This is a genomic window from Mycobacterium sp. AMU20-3851 (assembly GCF_043974665.1).
GTDB lineage: Bacteria > Actinomycetota > Actinomycetes > Mycobacteriales > Mycobacteriaceae > Mycobacterium.
The window spans coordinates 1-20,029 of sequence record NZ_CP146371.1; the positions used below are offsets into that span (position 1 = coordinate 1).

Genomic DNA, 20,029 nt, shown 5'->3' on the forward strand with positions numbered 1-20,029 from the left:
TTGACCGCAGACCCAGATTCCTCTTTTGTCACGGTCTGGAACACGGTCGTCGCCGAACTGAACGGTGAGACACCGTTCGGCGAGACCATCAACGGCGGTCCCCGCCCGCAGACTCTCACCGCGCAGCAGCGTGCCTGGCTGAAACTCGTCCGACCGCTGGTCATCACCGAAGGTTTCGCGCTGCTGTCGGTGCCGTCGGCTTTCGTGCAGAACGAGATCGAGCGACTGCGCGAACCGATCGTCGACGCGCTCAGCCGCCAGCTCGGCCAGCGCGTGGAACTCGGTGTCCGGATCGCCACCCCCAGCCCCGAGGACACACCCGAACCCGAGCCCACGCCGCAGGCCCCGCCCGCGGGCGGCGACACCACCGCGATCGACAACGAAGAGGTCGACGAGGACGGCGAGGCGCTCGCGAACGCCGAGGCCAGTTGGCCGACCTATTTCAACCGGTCACAGAATCCGGTACCGGAATCGAATGCGGTCAGCCTCAACCGGCGCTACACCTTCGAGACGTTCGTCATCGGGGCGTCGAACCGCTTCGCGCACGCCGCGACGCTGGCCATCTCGGAAGCACCCGCCCGCGCCTACAACCCGCTGTTCATCTGGGGTGAGTCCGGGCTCGGTAAGACCCATCTGCTGCATGCGGCCGGCAACTACGCCCAGCGGCTGTTCCCGGGCATGCGGGTGAAGTACGTCTCCACCGAGGAGTTCACCAACGACTTCATCAACTCGCTGCGCGATGACCGCAAGGCCTCGTTCAAGCGCAGTTACCGCGATGTCGACATCCTGCTCGTCGATGACATCCAGTTCATCGAGGGCAAGGACGGCATCCAGGAGGAGTTCTTCCACACCTTCAACACGCTGCACAACGCCAACAAGCAGATCGTGATCTCCTCGGACCGGTCCCCCAAACAGCTCGCAACCCTCGAGGACCGGTTGCGCACGCGTTTCGAGTGGGGCCTGATCACCGATGTGCAGCCGCCGGAGCTGGAGACCCGCATCGCGATCCTGCGCAAGAAGGCGCAGATGGACCGCCTCGATGTGCCCGATGACGTGCTCGAGCTGATCGCCAGCCGCATCGAACGCAACATCCGCGAACTCGAGGGTGCCCTGATCCGGGTCACCGCGTTCGCGTCGCTGAGCAAGACGACCATCGACAAGTCCCTCGCCGAGATCGTGCTGCGGGACCTGATCGCCGACGCCAGCACCATGCAGATCAGTACCGCCACGATCATGGCGGCCACCGCGGAGTACTTCGAGACCACGGTCGAGGAGCTGCGCGGACCGGGTAAGACACGGGCCCTGGCCCAGTCCCGTCAGATCGCGATGTACCTGTGCCGCGAGCTCACCGACCTGTCGCTGCCGCGCATCGGTGAGGCCTTCGGCCGGGACCACACCACGGTCATGTATGCCGAGCGCAAGATCCGTGACGGCATGGCCGAACGGCGTGAGATCTTCGATCACGTCAAGGAACTCACCACCCGGATCCGGCAGCGCTCCAAGCGCTGAGCCCGCCCGGACTGTAGTTCTCACCACAAATCTCGAAAAAACTTCCGCACCGCGGGCACCGTTCGTCACACAAAAACGGTGTGGATAGCGCTGTGCACAACTTGGGAGAAACCTGTCGTCAACCCGGCGTCCACTCCACAAACCCCGTTCTATACACAACCCCGCCCCGACGGTTCGACCTTCCTCCACAGCCTGCCCACACCCTCGAGACGCCCGCCACCTGCGCCGAGCAGCATTCATCCACAGCTTCCACAGGACCTATTACTGTTGCTTTTATCTCTAGATGATTCATCTTCTAAAAGCAGGCTGTTGGGGACAGGGCAGTCGGGCTGACGATCCCCGGTCGTTTCCGAGCGCTGCGCGGACCGAGCGAATAGCTTTCAAGTTCGCGCCGAACGCTCTACGGTTGTGATTCGATACGCCGGTGCGATCGTCGACCAGTTCGCGACTACGCTCGGAGTGACACGGGGAATCCGCAGCTAGGTGCTGGTTGACGCGGTAGATCGAAGGGACGCTATGGACGTGGTGACGACGAATGTTGGTCTCACCGATTTGAAGTTCCGTCTGGTACGCGAGGATTTTGCCGATGCGGTGGCATGGGTGGCGCGCAGCTTGCCGTCCCGGCCGACCGTCCCGGTGCTCGCCGGCGTGCTGCTGACCGGTTCCGATGATGGTCTGACGATCTCCGGGTACGACTACGAGACCTCCGCAGAGGTCCGCGTCGCAGCCGAAATCGCTTCTCCGGGAAGTGTTTTGGTTTCCGGACGACTGCTCTCCGATATCACCCGCTCGCTGCCGGCCAAGCCCGTCGATGTCAGCGTCGAGGGCACCCGCGTCTCGCTGAGCTGCGGTAGCGCCCGCTTCTCGCTGCCGACGATGGCCGTCGAGGACTACCCGTCGCTGCCGGCCCTGCCCGACGAGACCGGTGTGGTTTCGGCCGATCTGTTCGGTGAGGCGATCGGTCAGGTCGCCGTCGCCGCAGGTCGCGACGACACGCTGCCCATGCTGACCGGCATCCGGGTCGAAATTTCCGGTGACAAGGTCGTTTTGGCCGCCACCGACCGATTCCGGCTCGCGGTCCGCGAACTGACCTGGTCCACCGACTCGGCCGGTGTCGAGGCGGCCGTCCTGGTCCCGGCCAAGACCCTGTCCGAGGCGGCCAAGACCGGCACCGACGGCACCGAGGTGCACCTGGCGCTCGGCGCCGGCGCCGCCGTCGGCAAGGAGGGCCTGCTCGGTATCCGCAGCAACGGCAAGCGCACGACGACCCGGCTGCTCGATGCCGAGTTCCCGAAGTTCCGCCAGCTCCTGCCGACCGAGCACACCGCCGTGGCCACCGTCGGAGTGGCCGAACTGACCGAGGCGATCAAGCGTGTGGCGCTGGTGGCCGACCGCGGCGCACAGGTCCGGCTCGAGTTCAGCGAGGACCGGGTCCGGCTGTCGGCAGGCGCCGACGATGTCGGCCGCGCGGAGGAAGACCTGCAGGTCGATTTCGCCGGCGAGGCGTTGACCATTGCCTTCAACCCGACCTACCTGACCGACGGGCTCGGTTCGCTGCGTTCGGAGCGGGTGACCTTCGGTTTCACCACCCCGAGCCGACCGGCGGTGCTGCGGCCGGCGGGCGACAATGGTGTCGAGGCCGGCGCGACGGGGCCCTTCCCCGCCGAGCAGACCGATTACGTCTATCTGTTGATGCCGGTGCGTCTCCCGGGCTGACCGGCTCACCGACGCGGAGGGGTGCACGCATATGCAACTCGGTTTGATCGGGCTGGGCAAGATGGGCTTCAACATGCGGGAACGTCTGCGTGCGGGAGGCCATGAGGTCATCGGATACGACCCGCGTCCCGAAGTCACCGATGTGCCGTCGCTGGCGGCGTTGGCCGAAGCGCTGCCTGCGCCTCGAGTCGTCTGGGTGATGGTGCCCTCCGGAGAGGTCACCCGGACGACCATCGCGGACCTGGCCGAGGTGCTCGAGCCCGGTGACCTGGTGATCGACGGTGGCAACTCGCGTTACACCGAAGATGCGCCGCATGCAAAATTGTTGGGCGACAAGGGTGTTGCCTTCATCGACGCGGGAGTGTCCGGCGGTATCTGGGGCCTGACCGAGGGCTACGGACTGATGGTCGGCGGCAGTGACGAGGATGTCGCTCGAGCCATGCCGATCTTCGACACCCTGCGCCCGGCCGGTGAGAAGGCCGACGGTTTCGTGCATGCGGGACCGGTGGGCGCCGGTCACTTCACCAAGATGGTGCACAACGGAGTCGAGTACGCGTTGATGACCGCATACGCCGAGGGCTACGAGATGCTGGCCGCCGAGGACCTGGTGCGCGACCCACAGGCGGTCTACCAGGCCTGGACCAACGGCACGGTGGTGCGGTCCTGGCTGCAGCAGCTGTTGGCCAAGGCCCTCAAGGAGGATCCGGGCCTGGAGAATCTGACCGGGTACACCGAGGATTCCGGAGAGGGCCGGTGGACGGTCGAAGAGGCCATCCGGCTGCGCGTTCCGGTCCCCGGGATCGCGGCCTCGCTCTTCGCGAGATTCCTATCCCGCCAAGAGGATTCACCCACCATGAAAGCCGTCGCCGCGTTGCGTAACCAGTTCGGCGGCCATGCGGTGCAGCGCATCTCGGAGTCCGGTTAGTTTTGTACGTACGTCATCTGGGATTGACCGACTTCCGGTCCTGGTCGCGGGCCGATATCGAGCTCGAGCCCGGACACACCGTCTTCGTTGCCCCGAACGGCTTCGGAAAGACGAATCTCGTTGAGGCACTGTGGTATTCCGCGACGCTCGGCTCACATCGAGTAGCTTCGGACGCACCGTTGATCCGGGCCGGCGCGCCGCGGGCGGTCGTTTCGACGGTGGTGGTCAACGAGGGTCGCGAGCTGGCGGTCGACCTGGAGATCACCACCGGCCGGGCCAACAAAGCACGGTTGAACCGGTCCCCGGTGCGGAGTCCCCGCGAAGTACTCGGGGTGCTGCGGGCGGTGTTGTTCGCACCCGAGGACCTCGCGCTGGTGCGCGGGGATCCGTCCGAGCGGCGCCGCTATCTGGACGAGGTCGCCGCCACCCGGCGGCCCCGGATCGCGGGAGTGCGGGCCGACTACGACAAGGTGGTCCGCCAGCGCACCGCGCTGCTGAAGTCCGCGGGCCCGGCGCGCTACCGCGGAGACACGGCCATGCTGGATACCCTCGAGTCCTGGGACGGTCATCTGGCTGCACATGGCGCGCAACTGATTTCGGCGCGGGTGGACCTGGTGAACCAGCTCGCACCCGAGGTGGAGAAGGCTTACCAATTGCTCGCGCCGGCGTCGCGGCCGGCGGCGATCAAGTACCGCAGTTCGGTGGAGACCGTCGAGGCCGAAGCCGCGGTGGGCACCGTCGACCCGGCTGTCTACGAGACCGCGTTGCTCGAGGAGCTACGGAACAAGAGGTCCGCCGAACTCGAGCGCGGAGTATGTCTGGTCGGGCCGCACCGCGACGATCTCGATCTGCGCCTCGGTGAACAGCCTGCCAAGGGATACGCCAGCCATGGCGAATCCTGGTCGATGGCACTGGGTTTGAGGTTGGCGGCCTACGAACTGCTGCGCACCGACGGGTCGGATCCGGTGCTACTGCTCGACGACGTGTTCGCCGAACTCGACAATGCCCGCCGGCAGGCGCTGGCCAGGGTCGCCGCCTCCGCGGAGCAGGTCCTGGTGACGGCGGCGGTGCCCGAGGATCTGCCGGTGGACTGGGATGTGCGCCGGATCGAGGTCACCATGCGCGATGATGATGGCGGTCGGATTTCGGAGGTGGTGTCGTGAGTGAGTCGGCCGGCGGCCCGCCGGAGCATCTGGAGAATCTGCCCGGCATGGACATGGTGCGCCGGGCGCTCGAGGAGGCCCGCGGCGCGGCGCGTAGCCAGGGCAAGGATGTCGGCCGTGGCCGGGTGACCCCCGCACAGCGCTCCCCCACCGTCGGACGGCGGCGCCGGTGGTCCGGACCGGGCCCCGATGCCCGCGATCCCCAGACCTTCAGTGCAGCGGCTCGAGATCTGGCTCAGTCGCGCGGCTGGTCCAAGCAGGTGGCCGAGGGCTCGGTCCTGGGCCAGTGGGCCACCGTGGTCGGGGACCAGATCGCCGACCACGCCACACCGGTGAGTCTGCGCGACGGGGTGTTGACGGTCTCCGCGGAATCGACGGCCTGGGCGACGCAGCTGCGGATGGTGCAGGCCCAATTGCTCGCCAAGATCGCCGCGGCCGTGGGTGACGGCGTGGTGACCTCGATGAAGATCCAGGGACCGACCGCGCCATCGTGGCGCAAGGGTAGTCGGCACGTGCCCGGCCGCGGACCCCGCGACACCTACGGGTAGGTCACCGGGGCGCTGCGCTCAGATCGCTTAGACGCGGGAAAACCGGCTGTTGGGCCGTCCCGACGCTCGGGTGGCTGGAAAATTCCGCGCACGGCGCAGTTAGATGGCGGGAAACGCCGCCGCAGAGTAAGTCCTGACGGTGTCTAACGGTAGACTGGCGGGAGCTTTGCAGGCGGTGCTGTGTAACCGCTACCCGCGAACCCCAAGGAGACGCGTCCAACGTGGCTGCCCAAGATCAGTACGGTGCCGATTCGATCAAGGTCCTGGAAGGACTGGAAGCGGTCCGCAAGCGCCCCGGCATGTATATCGGATCCACCGGTGAGCGTGGTCTGCACCACCTGATCTGGGAAGTCGTCGACAACGCCGTCGATGAGGCGATGGCCGGCTTCGCCAGCAAGGTCGACGTGCGGATCCTCGAGGACGGTGGCGTCCAGGTCTCCGACGACGGGCGTGGCATCCCGGTGGCGATGCACGCCACCGGTGTCCCCACCGTCGACGTCGTCATGACCGTGCTGCACGCCGGCGGCAAGTTCGAGGAGGGCGCCTACCAGGTGTCCGGTGGTCTGCACGGCGTCGGCGTCTCGGTGGTCAACGCGCTGTCCACCCGGCTCGAGGCCGATATCTGCCGCGACGGATACGAGTGGTTCCAGACCTACGACCAATCGGTGCCCGGCACGTTGCGCCAGGGCGAGAAGACCAAGAAGACCGGTTCGACCATCCGGTTCTGGGCGGATCCGGACATCTTCGAGACCACCACCTACGACTTCGAGACGATCGCCCGGCGTCTGCAGGAGATGGCCTTCCTGAACAAGGGCCTGACCATCGAGCTCACCGATGAGCGGGTCACCCCGGAGGAGGTCGTCGACGAGGTGGTCAGCGACCACGCCGAGGCACCGAAGTCGGCGGACGAGAAGGCCGCCGAGGCCGCCGCCCCGCAGAAGGTCAAGCACCGGGTCTTCCACTACCCCGGCGGACTGGTCGATTTCGTCAAGCACATCAACCGGACCAAGACCGCGATCCAGCCCAGCGTCATCGATTTCGAGGGCAAGGGCACCGGTCACGAGGTCGAGATCGCGATGCAGTGGAACGCCGGTTACTCCGAATCGGTGCACACCTTCGCCAACACCATCAACACCCATGAGGGTGGCACCCACGAAGAGGGTTTCCGGGCGGCGCTGACCACCGTGGTCAACAAGTACGCCAAGGACAAGAAGCTGCTCAAGGACAAGGACCCCAACCTCACCGGTGACGATATCCGTGAGGGCCTCGCTGCGGTGATTTCGGTCAAGGTGTCCCAGCCCCAGTTCGAGGGGCAGACCAAGACCAAGCTGGGCAACACCGAGGTCAAGTCCTTCGTCCAGAAGATCTGCAACGAGGAACTGCAGCACTGGTTCGACGCGAACCCCGCCGAAGCAAAAACTGTTGTGAACAAAGCGGTTTCGTCGGCTCAGGCACGCATCGCGGCCCGGAAGGCGCGGGAACTGGTGCGCCGTAAGAGCGCCACCGACATCGGCGGCCTGCCCGGCAAGCTCGCCGACTGCCGTTCCACCGACCCCAGCAAGTCCGAACTGTATGTGGTGGAGGGCGATTCGGCCGGTGGTTCGGCCAAGAGCGGCCGCGACTCGATGTTCCAGGCGATCCTGCCGTTGCGCGGCAAGATCATCAACGTCGAGAAGGCCCGCATCGACCGCGTGCTGAAAAACACCGAAGTCCAGGCGATCATCACCGCGCTGGGCACCGGTATCCACGACGAGTTCGACATCTCGAAACTGCGTTATCACAAGATCGTGCTGATGGCCGACGCCGACGTGGACGGCCAGCACATCTCCACCCTGCTGCTGACCCTGCTGTTCCGCTTCATGAAGCCCCTGGTGGAGAACGGCCACATCTTCCTGGCCCAGCCGCCGCTGTACAAGCTCAAATGGCAACGCTCCGAACCCGAATTCGCCTACTCCGACCGTGAGCGCGACGGGCTGCTCGAGGCGGGCCGCGCCGCGGGTAAGCGGATCAACACCGAAGACGGCATCCAGCGCTACAAGGGTCTCGGCGAGATGGACGCCAAGGAACTGTGGGAGACCACCATGGATCCCTCCGTCCGGGTGCTGCGTCAGGTCACCCTCGACGACGCCGCGGCAGCCGACGAACTGTTCTCGATCCTGATGGGCGAGGACGTCGAGGCGCGCCGCAGCTTCATCACCCGCAACGCCAAAGACGTTCGCTTCTTGGATGTTTAACCCGGATAACCAGGTTTAGGACTACAGATGACTGATACCACCCTGCCGCCGGGCGACGAAGCCGGCGACCGCATCGAACCTGTCGACATCCAGCAGGAGATGCAGCGCAGCTACATCGATTACGCGATGAGCGTCATCGTCGGCCGCGCCTTACCCGAGGTCCGCGACGGCCTCAAGCCGGTGCACCGCCGGGTGCTCTACGCCATGTACGACTCCGGTTTCCGCCCCGACCGCGGGCATGCCAAGTCGGCCCGCTCGGTGGCCGAGACGATGGGTAACTACCACCCGCACGGTGACTCGTCGATCTACGACACCCTGGTCCGGATGGCCCAACCGTGGTCGCTGCGTTACCCGTTGGTCGACGGGCAGGGCAACTTCGGTTCCCCGGGTAACGATCCGCCGGCCGCCATGCGTTACACCGAAGCGCGGCTCACTCCGCTGGCCATGGAGATGCTGCGCGAAATCGACGAGGAGACAGTCGATTTCATTCCGAACTATGACGGCCGCGTGCAGGAACCGACGGTGCTGCCCAGCCGGTTCCCGAACCTGCTCGCCAACGGCTCCGGCGGTATCGCCGTCGGTATGGCCACCAACATCCCGCCGCACAACCTGCGCGAGCTCGCCGAGGCCGTGTACTGGTGTCTGGAAAACCATGAGGCGGACGAGGAAACCACGCTGGCCGCGGTCTGCGAGCGGGTCAAGGGTCCGGACTTCCCGACCTCCGGCCTGATCGTCGGATCCCAGGGCATCCAGGACACCTACACCACCGGCCGCGGTTCCATCCGGATGCGCGGCGTGGTCGAGATCGAAGAGGATTCGCGCGGGCGGACCTCGATCGTGATCACCGAGTTGCCGTATCAGGTCAACCACGACAACTTCATCACCTCGATCGCCGAGCAGGTCCGCGACGGCAAGCTGACCGGCATCTCCAACATCGAGGATCAGTCCAGCGACCGTGTCGGCCTGCGAATCGTGGTGGAGCTCAAGCGCGATGCCGTGGCCAAGGTGGTGCTGAACAACCTGTACAAGCACACCCAGCTGCAGACCAGCTTCGGCGCCAACATGCTGTCCATCGTCGACGGGGTGCCGCGCACCCTGCGGCTGGACCAGATGATCCGCTACTACGTCGAGCATCAACTCGACGTCATCATCCGGCGCACCCGATACCGACTGCGCAAGGCCAATGAGCGGGCCCACATCCTGCGCGGCCTGGTCAAGGCGCTCGACGCGCTCGACGAGGTGATCGCGTTGATCCGCGCATCGGCCAACGCCGATGTGGCGCGCCAGGGCCTGATCGAGTTGCTCGACGTCGACGAGATCCAGGCCCAGGCCATCCTCGACATGCAGTTGCGCCGCCTGGCCGCTCTCGAGCGCCAGCGCATCGTCGACGATCTGGCCAAGATCGAAGCCGAGATCGCCGATCTCGAGGACATCCTGGCCAAGCCGGAGCGGCAGCGCGCCATCGTCCGCGACGAGCTCAAGGAGCTCGCGGACAAGTACGGCGACGACCGCAAGTCGCGGATCGTGCCGGCCGACGGCGAGGTCAGCGACGAGGATCTGATCGCCCGCGAGGACGTCGTCGTCACCATCACCGAGACCGGGTACGCCAAGCGCACCAAGACCGACCTGTACCGCAGCCAGAAGCGCGGCGGTAAGGGTGTGCAGGGCGCCGGCCTCAAACAGGACGACATCGTCAACCACTTCTTCGTCTGCTCGACCCACGACTGGATCCTGTTCTTCACCACGCAGGGCCGCGTCTACCGGGCCAAGGCCTACGATCTGCCCGAGGCCTCGCGGACGGCCCGCGGACAGCACGTCGCCAACCTGCTGGCCTTCCAGCCGGAAGAACGGATCGCCCAGGTCATCCAGCTGCAGAGCTACGAGGACGCGCCTTACCTGGTGCTGGCGACCCGCAACGGCCTGGTCAAGAAGTCCAAGCTGACCGACTTCGACTCCAACCGTTCCGGCGGCATCGTCGCGGTCAACCTGCGCGAGAGCGACGAACTTGTCGGTGCGGTGCTCTGCTCCGCCGAGGACGACCTGCTGCTGGTGAGTGCCAAGGGCCAGTCGATCCGGTTCTCGGCCACCGACGAGGCGCTGCGGCCGATGGGCCGGGCCACCTCGGGTGTGCAGGGTATGCGGTTCAACACCGACGACCGGCTGTTGTCGCTCAACGTCGTGGAGGCGGACAAGTACCTGCTGGTGGCGACGTCCGGCGGCTACGCCAAGCGCACGGCCATCGACGAGTACACCGCGCAGGGTCGCGGCGGCAAGGGAATCCTGACCATCCAGTACGACCCCAAGCGTGGCAGTCTGGTCGGGGCGCTCATCGTCGACGACGAGACCGAGCTGTACGCGATCACCTCCGGTGGTGGTGTGATCCGCACCGCCGCGCGTCAGGTCCGCAAGGCCGGTCGCCAGACCAAGGGCGTCCGCTTGATGAACCTGGGTGACGGCGACACACTGATTGCCATCGCCCGCAACGCCGAGGGTGACGACTCCGACGGCACCGAGCCCGAGGATGCCGAGGTGGACAGCACCGGTCCCGACGGCACCGAGCCCGACGCAACGTGACGCAGACAAGGAGCCGCTAGGTGACCTCACCGAACGAGCCCGGACCCCCGCCGTCGGGGCGGTCGGCCGAGTCCAGCGATGTGCCCCCGTGGCAGCGCGGTCCGGCTGCCCGCGCCGGTGCTCCGCGCCCCGCGGAGCAGGGCAACGGCCCGCGCCCGCCGGAGCAGTCCAACGGGCCCCGGCCGGCCGAGGCTCCCCGCCCGCCGGCTCGCGCCCCCGGCGCGGACGCCCGGATCGGGCAGTTCATCGCCGGCGGCCCGGGTGCCGCCAACCGGGAGGGTCCGGCGAACCGGGAGGCTCCCACGAACCGGGAGACGGAGGTCGTCCCCACTCGGACGGCCGAGCGGACCGAGGGTCAGCGTTCGGAGAACTACGCCAGTGAGCTCCCCGACCTGTCCGGCCCGGCGGCCCGCCCGCCGCGGCCGTCCGGGAACCCCGCGCCGGCCGAGAACCGGCCGGCGGCCCGGGTGCAGGTCGCCAAGAAGTCCCAGGGCCCGGTGCGGGCCAGCATGCAGATCCGGCGGATCGATCCGTGGAGCACGCTGAAGGTCTCGCTGGTGCTCTCCGGTGTGATGTTCTTCGTCTGGATGATCGCGGTCGCGTTCCTGTACCTGGTGCTCGGCGGGATGGGCGTCTGGACGAAGCTGAACAGCAACGTGGGTGATCTGCTCACCAGCGACAGCGGTACCGGTGGCGAACTCATCTCCAGCGGAACGATTTTCGGCGGAGCCACGTTGATCGGTCTGGTCAACATCGTGCTGTTGACGGCGATGGCGACCGCCGGTGCGTTCATCTACAACCTCATCACCGATCTGGTCGGCGGCGTCGAGGTGACCCTCGCCGACCGGGACTGATCCTCGCGGTTTGGGCGATCGGGCCCGGTTACGGTAATCTCGTCGCTCGGCCGGTCTGAGAGAATCAGGCGGTTGAACGGGCCTATAGCTCAGGCGGTTAGAGCGCTTCGCTGATAACGAAGAGGTCGGAGGTTCGAGTCCTCCTAGGCCCACGGAAGGGTATGCACCATGAAGTTGGTGTCGATGGCGGTGATCACGGGAATCGCAGCCGTAGCGGTGATCGTCTACCGATCCCGCCACGGCGTCGAGGTCTGGCACACCATCGAAGATCGGCCCGCATAACCTGCGAGGGGCCTTAGCTCAGTTGGTAGAGCGCTGCCTTTGCAAGGCAGATGTCAGGAGTTCGAATCTCCTAGGCTCCACAATCATCACAGTTCACCGGCCCGACGGGCCCCCGCCGGCGCGGTACGCGCTCGGTGTCATACCGAACCATCGCTTACACGCCCGGGTGAAGACGCTGTGCTCGGCGTAGCCGAGTTGTCGGCACATCTGATCCAGGCTCAGGGCCGTGTCCAGCAGCAGCCGGTGCGCTGCCTCACGACGGGTCTCGTCGACCAGGGCGGAATAGGTCACGTTCTCGGCGGCCAGCCGGCGCTGCAGCGCCTTCGGATGCATGCTGACATGCCGGGCGATATCGGTCAGCCCGATGACGCCGGTCGGCAACAGCTGCCGCACCAGGGTGCGGACCAGCTGGCTGGTGGGCGGCGAGGACTGCCCGACGGTGCCGGACAGGTAGTCGAGCGCGGTCTGGTGGGCCAGCCGGTCGCTCGGTAGTGGGCGACCGAGGTCGGAGGCGCGCAGGGTGAAACCGGCGACGGATTCACCGAACACCGGTGGGCAGCCGAAATAACTCTCGTAGTCGTCGGCGGGGGTCACCGGGTGGTGCGGCAGGTGCACCGCGACGGGCCGGTAGTTGGGGCCGAGGAACAGCCGTAGCACCTGCAGCGTGACGCCAAGCGAGAGCTCGACGGCCTGAACCTGCGGTGGGGAAGGGTCCAGGAGGTATTCGAATTCGAAGCGCCGCAGGTCCGGGTCGAGGTGCGCGGTCACCCGTGCGCTGATGGACGGACTGTAGGCAGCCATGAAGGTGTCGAAGATCGAGAACGCCTCGGTGACGGTCGCGGCACTGCGTCCGGCCAAGCCGACCGGCCCGAGGATCTCGATGCCCTGGCGCAATGCCAACCGCCGGCCGAAATCCGGGACGTCGAGGGTGGCGGCGGCCGCCTCGAGCATCCGGGCGCCGTTGGGCAGCGAGATGAACCGGTCATGACGACCGATGTCGTCGTCTGCGATGTGCGCGGAAGTGGCCAATGCGGTACCACTGCCCCCGAGCTCGGCAACCAACTGATGAAAATGCGTCAACGCTGTGCCGCGGATGACGCTCATGTCCCCGACTGTCAAAGATTTGTCCTGAAATGTCAAGACAGTGTGGCCCGGCTTGCTGCACATTAGATGCCCGGGCGGACCCAGTGCCGCACCCGGGGAGAGGAATGCGGTGTCCGACGCGCAGGGAGACCACCTGGTGGCGCCGAAATTGGCGGACGGCGGGGTCCTGCCTTTTCCCCCGGTCCCGTCGGGCAGCATCGCCGGCCGCACGTTGCAGGAGTCGCAGTACAACCCGCGTACGGTGCACAAGCGCCTACCCGAGGACGCCCCCAACATCGTGATCGTCCTCATCGACGACGCCGGTCCGGGTCTGCCGTCGACGTTCGGCGGTGAGGTGACAACCGCGACGCTGGACCGAATCTGCGCCGAAGGCGTGTCGTACAACAGGTTCCACACCACCGCGATGTGCTCACCGACCCGGGCGTCGCTGCTCACCGGCCGCAACCATCACGAGATCGGCAACGGGCAGATCGCCGAACTGGCCAACGACTGGGACGGATACGCGGGCAAGATCCCGCGGTCCAGCGCCACCGTGGCCGAGGTGCTCAAGCAGTACGGATACGCAACGTCGGCCTTCGGCAAGTGGCACAACACCCCCGCGGAGGAGACCACCGCCGCCGGCCCGTTCGAGAACTGGCCCACCGGTCTGGGGTTCGAGTACTTCTATGGGTTCTTGGCCGGCGAGGCCTCCCAGTACGAGCCAAACCTGGTCCGCAACACCACCGTCGTCCCGCCGCCCCGGACCCCTGAAGAGGGATACCACCTGTCCGAGGACCTGGCCGAGGACGCCATCGCGTGGCTGCGCCGGCACCGGGCATTCAACGCCGACAAGCCGTTCTTCATGTACTGGGCCAGCGGCTGCCTGCACGGGCCGCAGCACATCATGAAGGAATGGGCGGACAGGTACGCCGGCAAGTTCGACGACGGTTGGGACGCCTACCGTCAGCGGGTCTTCGAGCGCGCCAAGGACAAGGGCTGGATCCCGCCGGACTGCGAACTGACCGAACGTGACGAGACGCTGGCCGGCTGGGATGACATACCTGAGGACGAGAAGCCGTTCCAGCGCCGGCTGATGGAGGTCGCCGCCGGGTACGCCGAACACGTCGACGTCCAGGTCGGCCGTATCGCCGACGAACTCGAGTCCCTCGGCTACGCGGACAACACCCTGTTCGTCTACATCTGGGGCGACAACGGGTCCTCGGGTGAAGGACAGAACGGCACGATCTCAGAACTGCTGGCGCAGAATGGTATTCCCACTACCGTGCGCCAGCACATCGATGCGTTGGACGAGCTCGGCGGACTTGACGTGCTGGGTTCCCCGCTCGTCGACAACCAGTACCACGCGGCCTGGGCCTGGGCCGGCAGCACACCGTACAAGGGCATGAAACTACTGGCCTCCCACCTGGGCGGCACCCGGAACCCGATGGCGGTGCGTTGGCCCGCCCGCGTCGACCCGGATCCGGCACCTCGGGATGTGTTCCTGCACTGCAACGACATCGTGCCGACGATCTACGACATCGTCGGCATCACACCGCCGCATACGGTCAACGGGGAGCCGCAGATGGCGCTCGCGGGAGCGAGTTTCGCGCGCACGCTTGCCGACCGAAATGCGATCGGGGGCAAGAAGACCCAGTACTTCGAGATCATGGGTAGCCGCGGCATCTATCACGACGGCTGGATGGCCTCGGCGCGCGGGCCCCGGTTGCCGTGGGTGCCGGGCCAACCGCCCGGTATCGCCACGTGGACGCCCGACAACGACACCTGGGAGCTTTACCACCTCGACGAAGACTGGTCGCAGGCCCATGATCTCGCCGCCGAGCAGCCCGAGAAGCTTGCCCAGATGCGGGAGATGTTCATGGTCGAAGCCGCCCGCAATGCGGTGCTGCCGATCGGTGGCGGCCTGTGGGTCCCGGTCTATCACCCGGAATTGCGCATCAGCCCGCCGTACCGGGAGTGGGAGTTCTCGGGCGATACCGTGCGGATGCCCGAGTTCTGCGCGCCGGCGCTCGGCAACAAGAACAACGTGGTGACCATCGACGCCGATATCCCGGCCAATGCCAACGGTGTGCTGTACGCACTCGGTGGCGGCTCCGGCGGGCTGACGCTGTACTTCGACGAGGGGTACCTCTGCTACGAGTACAACCTTTTCATCCTGTCGCGCACCAAGATTCGCTCTGAGAACAAGGTGCCGCCGGGGCGCGCCACGATAACCGTTTCCACCCGGTACGCGGAGCCGCGCCCGGCCGGACCGCTCGACATCACCCTCGCGTACAACGGTGAGACGATCGCCGGCGGGCAGGTGCCGGTCAGCGCGCCGCTGCTGTTCACCGCCAACGACTGCCTCGACATCGGAACCTGCCTCGGCTCACCGGTCTCGCTGGACTACCGCGAGCGGGCACCGTTCCCGTTCGAAGGGCGTATCCATCGCGTGCATGCCGGCTACATCTGACCGGTAGCAACGGTAGCCAGGGACAAGACAAAGGAGATCGCATGCTCTCGAACCCCATCCGGCTCGCCGCAGCCGGTGCACTGGCACTCGGAATGACGGGCCTGCTCGGCAGTGCCGCGGCCACGGCCGATCCGGCCGCTGAGCCGGCCCGCCCCCCGAACTGCACGGCGGCAGATCTCGCCGGGATCGCCACCGGCGTCGCCGCGGCCACGTCGGCGTATCTGTTCACCCACCCCGACGTCAACGACTTCTACACCAACCTGCACGGCACTCCTCAAGACGAGGTACCCGCCGCGACCCGGGCGTACTTCGACGCGCACCCGCAACAGCACGCCGAGTTGAAGGGTATGCGCCAACCGTTGGTCGACTTCCGTGACCGCTGCGGGTACTCCGCTCCCAACCTTGCCGAAGGACGATGATGTCGACTCCACTGCGTCAACGACCATGGGTCCGCACCGTGACGGCGGTGCTCGCGTTGGCCACCCTGCCCGGCGCGGTGACCATGCTGGCCCCGGCCGGTACGGCCGCCGCGGACGTGTGCGCCAGCGCCGGGCGTCGGATCTCGGTCGGTGGCTGCGTCAACATCGCCGACGCCGTGGCCCCCTACGTGCCGCCGCCGGCGTATTACGCCCCACTGCCCGAGGATCCGCCCCCTCCCCCGCCGGGTTCCAATGTCAGCGGCTGCGTCGGCTACAACGGGCGCTGGGTGCACGCCGGCGGGTGCAACTGACTGCCCGCCGCACGGCGTGAATCTTTAATAATCGCTAGGCGGAATTGACGGCGCCGCTTGTTTTCTCGACGGTGACGACGACACTAATGCGCCGCAAATAGTCGAAAGAATGTTGCGGCAATGGACCATGCTGCGTTCGCAAAATGGATTATTGTCACGCTCAGCAAGCCATCTCGGCGGATAACGAACATTGCGAGGTATTGCATGGACAGGCGGCGCAATCGCGTGAGTTCACTGATTGTGTTGAGGGCCAGCATCACCGCCCTGGTTTTGGCATTGGTGTGCACCGTGGCCGCAACGAGATCCGAACCCGCTCGCCGCGTGGACGGATCCAGTGTCGTCCTGACCGCGGCCATCAATGAATCGTCGACAACGCTGGGTTTCGCCGACTCCGATCTGAGCAACACCGGAATGTCGGAAACCGAGATCACCGAGCAACTCACGATGATGCAATCGCTCGGTGTGCAGAATGTGCGCATCCTCATTCCGTGGGCGAGCATCGAGGAACACCAGGGCGAATACAGCTGGGATTACATCGACTACATCGTCGAGTCCGCGTCGAACATGGGCATGGGCATCCTCGGGGTTATCAATCAAACCCCCGCTTGGGCAGGCGATCCCATTCTTGCCGGAATGCCCGACCCGGATGTGTTCGGTGGCTTCGCGCAGATGGTCGCCACGCGGTACGCGGGCCAGATCTCGGCGTACGAGATCTGGAACGAGCCCAACGCGATCAACTTCCTCGACCCGGTGGACCCGGCCGCTTACACGGCCTTGCTGCAGGCGGCGTACCCGCTCATGAAGCAGGCCGATCCGACCATCACCGTGATCGGTGGCGTCGTCGGAGCCGGTGCGTCCCTGGGGAACGTCACGATGGACCCCGACGACTTCGTCCAAGGAATGTACGACGCCGGCGCCAAGGGCTTCTTCGATGCGTTGTCGTTCCATCCCTACGAGTACTCACTGGAGTTCTCCGCGGGTGCGGGTGTCGCCGGTTCTCCCCTGGAGCAGTTGCAGCAGATCCTGCAGATCATGGCTGACAACGGTGATTCGGACCTGAAGGTGTGGGCCACCGAGTACGGCCAGCCGACCACGGGCCAGTACACCGAACAGCAGCAAGCGGATTTCATCGAGGATTTCCTGAATGCGTGGTCCCAGATGGCGGGCACCGGTCCGATGTTCATCTACACGCTGCAGGACACGGATTCCGGTAGTTCGAACATGCAGGACAACTTCGGCGTGTACTACTCCGACGGGACCGCGAAACAGGCCGTGCAGGCCATCATCGATTATCTGAATTCGATCGACCCCGTCGACCCCGGCCCCACGGGGCCGAATCATCCGGTCTTCCAAGCGATTGCCGCGGCCGTCCAATGGTTGGGTGCGGCCACTCGAACGGTGATCACCGGTCTTGCCACGGCCGCGGTCGATGTCGCGAAGGCGACGGGCGCCGTCATCCGCGCGGTCGTGCAGGCCACCTGCAACCTGATCCGCCGCGGTGTGGCGGCGGCGGAGTCGGTCGCCGAGAACATCGCCACCGCGACCAAGACGTTTGTGAACAATATCCGGCAGGCGGTGCACCCGAGTACGTCGTCGACGGTCGATGCCGAAGATGCGGAGCCGCCGGTCACGGCGTCGCGCATGGTGCGGAACACCTCCCGGCCGGACGGCGACGACATCGCAGCCGAGGAACAACAGCCCGAGGAACAACAGGCCGAGGAACAATGGGCCGCCGTCGTGGAACGACCCACGACCTCCATCGACACTGAAGCGGAGTCGGGAGCGGAACCGGATTCGCTGCAGGCCGGCACGGCACCCGATGACGAAGAGGACGAGAAGCCCTCCCGCACCGCAACGCTCGAGCGGGAGGCCGAACTCAAGACAGACTCGGAGGTCCGTCCCGAGGAGGCCGAGTCGGAGGACAACGCATCTGCCAGCACACCGAGCGCCGGCACGACGAAGTCGGACGAACGATCCGAGACCGGTGCCGAAGGAGGCTCGGAGTAGGCGGTCAGGGTTTGGGCGTGAACTCCACGCTCGGCGGCAGCGCCGACGGTTCCGGGCGCATCGAGCGCCGCACGATGGAGAACACCACGGCCCCCACGGCGAGCACCCCGGCACCGATCACCACGTAGCGCAGTGGCCGCCGCCGGCTCACCGGTTCCGGTTGGGGCTGAACCTCCTTGATCTGCCGGCCGAGCCAGGCCGCCGACGTCGCCGCCGTATTCAGCCCGATCGCGAGCGTGCCCCTGGTGACGTCCACCGGGCCCACGACGGAGTATTTGAGACCGCGGCTGAGGCGTTGTGCCGGGGTCAGTCTGGCATCGGTGTCGGTGCTCATGGGCCACCTCTCTGCGGCTGTCGGGGACTCCCCCACAGCCTGCCACCAAACGGGGCGGCAGACGGGCGCGTCGGGCGGGGTGGCAGACTGAATTCCGTGACGAGCCCCATTCAGACAGCGACCGCGACGCTGCACACCAACCGTGGCGACATCAAGATCGCCCTGTTCGGCAACCATGCTCCCAAGACAGTTGCGAACTTCACCGGCCTGTCCAACGGCACCAAGGACTACACCACCGAGAACGCCTCCGGCGGCACCACCGGACCGTTCTATGACGGCGCGGTCTTCCACCGCGTCATCGAGGGTTTCATGATCCAGGGTGGCGACCCGACCGGTACCGGTCGGGGTGGGCCGGGCTACCAGTTCGCCGACGAGTTCCACCCGGAACTGCAGTTCGACAAGCCGTACCTGCTCGCCATGGCCAACGCCGGGCCGGGCACCAATGGTTCGCAGTTCTTCATCACCGTCGGCCCGACGCCGCACCTCAACCGCCGGCACACCATCTTCGGTGAGGTCGTCGATCCGGAGTCGCAGAAGGTCGTCGACGCCATCGCCACCACGGCTGTCGATCGCAGTGACCGGCCCACCGAGCCCGTCGTGATCGAGAGCGTCACCATCTCCTGACCTGAACGACCTGAACCACCCAGAGCGCACGTTCGCCGGTTGCCCGGCGAGCGTGCGTTTTCTTTGGTCCAGGACGGCGTGTCAAGGAACAGACACGCACGCCCGCCTCAGGAGGACGGGCGGGTGTAGCCGGCGTCGGTGAGCGCGTCCAGGACGCGCAGCGGGTCGGTGCCGAGATCCCAGCGGGTGAAGACGTAAAGCCGGTCGTCGATCGTGTCGATCTCGAGCAGCCGTACCGTGCGGGCCAGCCGGCGGAATTCGGTGATCCGGACGAGCGTGATGTCGGCGCGGGACAGCACCCGGGTCCGCAGCCAGCCGCGTACCGCGATGCCCTGCCCGGTGATTGCCAGTTTTGGACGTGCGCGCCACGACATCGTTGCAAACGCCAGCAATCCCACTGCGGCAATCAGTCCGAGAACACGTCCGGGCAGGTCTGTGACCACGGTCACAGCGCCCAGGGCCATCACCAGACCGCCGGTTCCGATCCAGATTATGGCGCTGCTCTTCGGCGCCCAACTAGTTTGCTGCATGGGCTCAGTACCCCCTCTCACCGGGGGATTCGGAGTTATCCACAAGCGCTATCCACAATGGGGATGAATCACAACGGTGTGATTGGGTTACAACGAGGTTGCCGGATCGGTAACGCATGACACCGGGTTTGGATTCAACTCGGGCGCGTGAGCGGTCAGCGCCACCGCATCGTGAGCAGCAAACCGGTGATCATGAAGGCAAACGCGATCGCGTAGTTCCACGGGCCCAGATCGGCCATCCATTCCAGCCAGGTGGGGGCGTTCAGGCCGGTTGCGCCGAGCTGGAACACCAGCAGCCACAACAAGCCCACCAACATCAGGCCCACGAACAGCACCACGAACCACACGCTGGACGGTCCGGCCTTGACCTTGACCGGGGTCCGGCTCACCGGGTTGATGGTGAAGTCGTTCTTCTTGCGGACTTTGGACTTGGGCATGGATAACCT

General features: G+C 66.1%; 17 protein-coding genes and 2 tRNA genes. 15 read left to right on the forward strand and 4 right to left on the reverse strand.

What is annotated here, in order from left to right:
- The 10 genes from dnaA (at nt 1) to V4U86_RS00050 (ending at nt 11,885) form a co-directional block, all read left to right on the forward strand.
- A complete protein-coding gene (gene dnaA, locus V4U86_RS00005) occupies nt 1–1,509 on the forward strand; it encodes a chromosomal replication initiator protein DnaA (RefSeq protein WP_395309282.1) in 1,509 nt (502 codons plus the stop codon).
- 516 nt (nt 1,510–2,025) lie between these two features.
- Nucleotides 2,026–3,225: a DNA polymerase III subunit beta gene (gene dnaN, locus V4U86_RS00010; RefSeq protein WP_395309283.1), complete on the forward strand. Its 1,200-nt coding sequence runs from the start codon at nt 2,026–2,028 to the stop codon at nt 3,223–3,225.
- Nucleotides 3,226–3,256: 31 nt separating this feature from the next.
- Complete coding sequence (gnd, locus tag V4U86_RS00015) at nt 3,257–4,150, forward strand: phosphogluconate dehydrogenase (NAD(+)-dependent, decarboxylating) (RefSeq protein ID WP_395309284.1); 894 nt, start codon at nt 3,257–3,259, stop codon at nt 4,148–4,150.
- A gap of 2 nt (nt 4,151–4,152) precedes the next feature.
- Complete coding sequence (gene recF / locus V4U86_RS00020; RefSeq protein WP_395309285.1) at nt 4,153–5,313, forward strand: DNA replication/repair protein RecF; 1,161 nt, start codon at nt 4,153–4,155, stop codon at nt 5,311–5,313.
- A gap of 47 nt (nt 5,314–5,360) precedes the next feature.
- Complete coding sequence (locus V4U86_RS00025; RefSeq protein ID WP_395312258.1) at nt 5,361–5,861, forward strand: DUF721 family protein; 501 nt, start codon at nt 5,361–5,363, stop codon at nt 5,859–5,861.
- A 221-nt stretch (nt 5,862–6,082) separates the two neighbouring features.
- Nucleotides 6,083–8,095 (forward strand): DNA topoisomerase (ATP-hydrolyzing) subunit B, encoded by a 2,013-nt coding sequence (gene gyrB, locus V4U86_RS00030; RefSeq protein ID WP_395309286.1) that lies wholly within the window; start codon nt 6,083–6,085, stop codon nt 8,093–8,095.
- A gap of 27 nt (nt 8,096–8,122) precedes the next feature.
- Nucleotides 8,123–10,669 (forward strand): DNA gyrase subunit A, encoded by a 2,547-nt coding sequence (gene gyrA / locus V4U86_RS00035; RefSeq protein ID WP_395309287.1) that lies wholly within the window; start codon nt 8,123–8,125, stop codon nt 10,667–10,669.
- A gap of 20 nt (nt 10,670–10,689) precedes the next feature.
- Nucleotides 10,690–11,523: a DUF3566 domain-containing protein gene (locus V4U86_RS00040; RefSeq protein ID WP_395309288.1), complete on the forward strand. Its 834-nt coding sequence runs from the start codon at nt 10,690–10,692 to the stop codon at nt 11,521–11,523.
- 78 nt (nt 11,524–11,601) lie between these two features.
- Nucleotides 11,602–11,675, forward strand: a tRNA-Ile gene (locus V4U86_RS00045).
- Nucleotides 11,676–11,812: 137 nt separating this feature from the next.
- Nucleotides 11,813–11,885, forward strand: a tRNA-Ala gene (locus V4U86_RS00050).
- A gap of 13 nt (nt 11,886–11,898) precedes the next feature.
- Here V4U86_RS00050 and V4U86_RS00055 read toward each other — a convergent pair.
- On the reverse strand, nt 11,899–12,909 hold the full coding sequence (locus tag V4U86_RS00055; RefSeq protein ID WP_395309289.1) for an AraC family transcriptional regulator: 1,011 nt from the start codon (nt 12,907–12,909) through the stop codon (nt 11,899–11,901).
- 109 nt (nt 12,910–13,018) lie between these two features.
- On the opposite strand from V4U86_RS00055, the gene V4U86_RS00060 reads away from it, so the two are divergent.
- From V4U86_RS00060 to V4U86_RS00075, 4 genes are all read left to right on the forward strand, one after another.
- Nucleotides 13,019–15,358 carry an arylsulfatase gene (locus V4U86_RS00060; protein WP_395309290.1) on the forward strand — a complete coding sequence of 780 codons (2,340 nt, stop codon included), beginning with the start codon at nt 13,019–13,021 and terminating at the stop codon, nt 15,356–15,358.
- 41 nt (nt 15,359–15,399) lie between these two features.
- Nucleotides 15,400–15,777, forward strand: a complete 378-nt coding sequence (locus tag V4U86_RS00065) for a heme-binding protein (RefSeq protein ID WP_395309291.1) — start codon at nt 15,400–15,402, stop codon at nt 15,775–15,777.
- An 83-nt stretch (nt 15,778–15,860) separates the two neighbouring features.
- On the forward strand, nt 15,861–16,088 hold the full coding sequence (locus tag V4U86_RS00070) for a hypothetical protein (RefSeq protein WP_395312259.1): 228 nt from the start codon (nt 15,861–15,863) through the stop codon (nt 16,086–16,088).
- A 225-nt stretch (nt 16,089–16,313) separates the two neighbouring features.
- The gene (locus V4U86_RS00075; RefSeq protein WP_395309292.1) at nt 16,314–18,095 is read left to right on the forward strand and encodes a beta-galactosidase; all 1,782 of its coding nucleotides are present in this window, start codon (nt 16,314–16,316) and stop codon (nt 18,093–18,095) included.
- Nucleotides 18,096–18,099: 4 nt separating this feature from the next.
- Here V4U86_RS00075 and cwsA read toward each other — a convergent pair whose 3' ends face one another.
- Nucleotides 18,100–18,429 (reverse strand): cell wall synthesis protein CwsA, encoded by a 330-nt coding sequence (gene cwsA, locus V4U86_RS00080; protein ID WP_395309293.1) that lies wholly within the window; start codon nt 18,427–18,429, stop codon nt 18,100–18,102.
- 87 nt (nt 18,430–18,516) lie between these two features.
- Here cwsA and V4U86_RS00085 point away from each other — a divergent pair, with 87 nt between their 5' ends.
- A complete protein-coding gene (locus tag V4U86_RS00085; RefSeq protein ID WP_395312260.1) occupies nt 18,517–19,053 on the forward strand; it encodes a peptidylprolyl isomerase in 537 nt (178 codons plus the stop codon).
- 107 nt (nt 19,054–19,160) lie between these two features.
- Here V4U86_RS00085 and V4U86_RS00090 read toward each other — a convergent pair whose 3' ends face one another.
- Nucleotides 19,161–19,583: a PH domain-containing protein gene (locus tag V4U86_RS00090; RefSeq protein WP_395309294.1), complete on the reverse strand. Its 423-nt coding sequence runs from the start codon at nt 19,581–19,583 to the stop codon at nt 19,161–19,163.
- Nucleotides 19,584–19,738: 155 nt separating this feature from the next.
- Nucleotides 19,739–20,020, reverse strand: coding sequence for a cell division protein CrgA (gene crgA / locus V4U86_RS00095; RefSeq protein WP_087028603.1), 282 nt, complete (start codon nt 20,018–20,020; stop codon nt 19,739–19,741).
- Nucleotides 20,021–20,029: the final 9 nt, after the last annotated feature.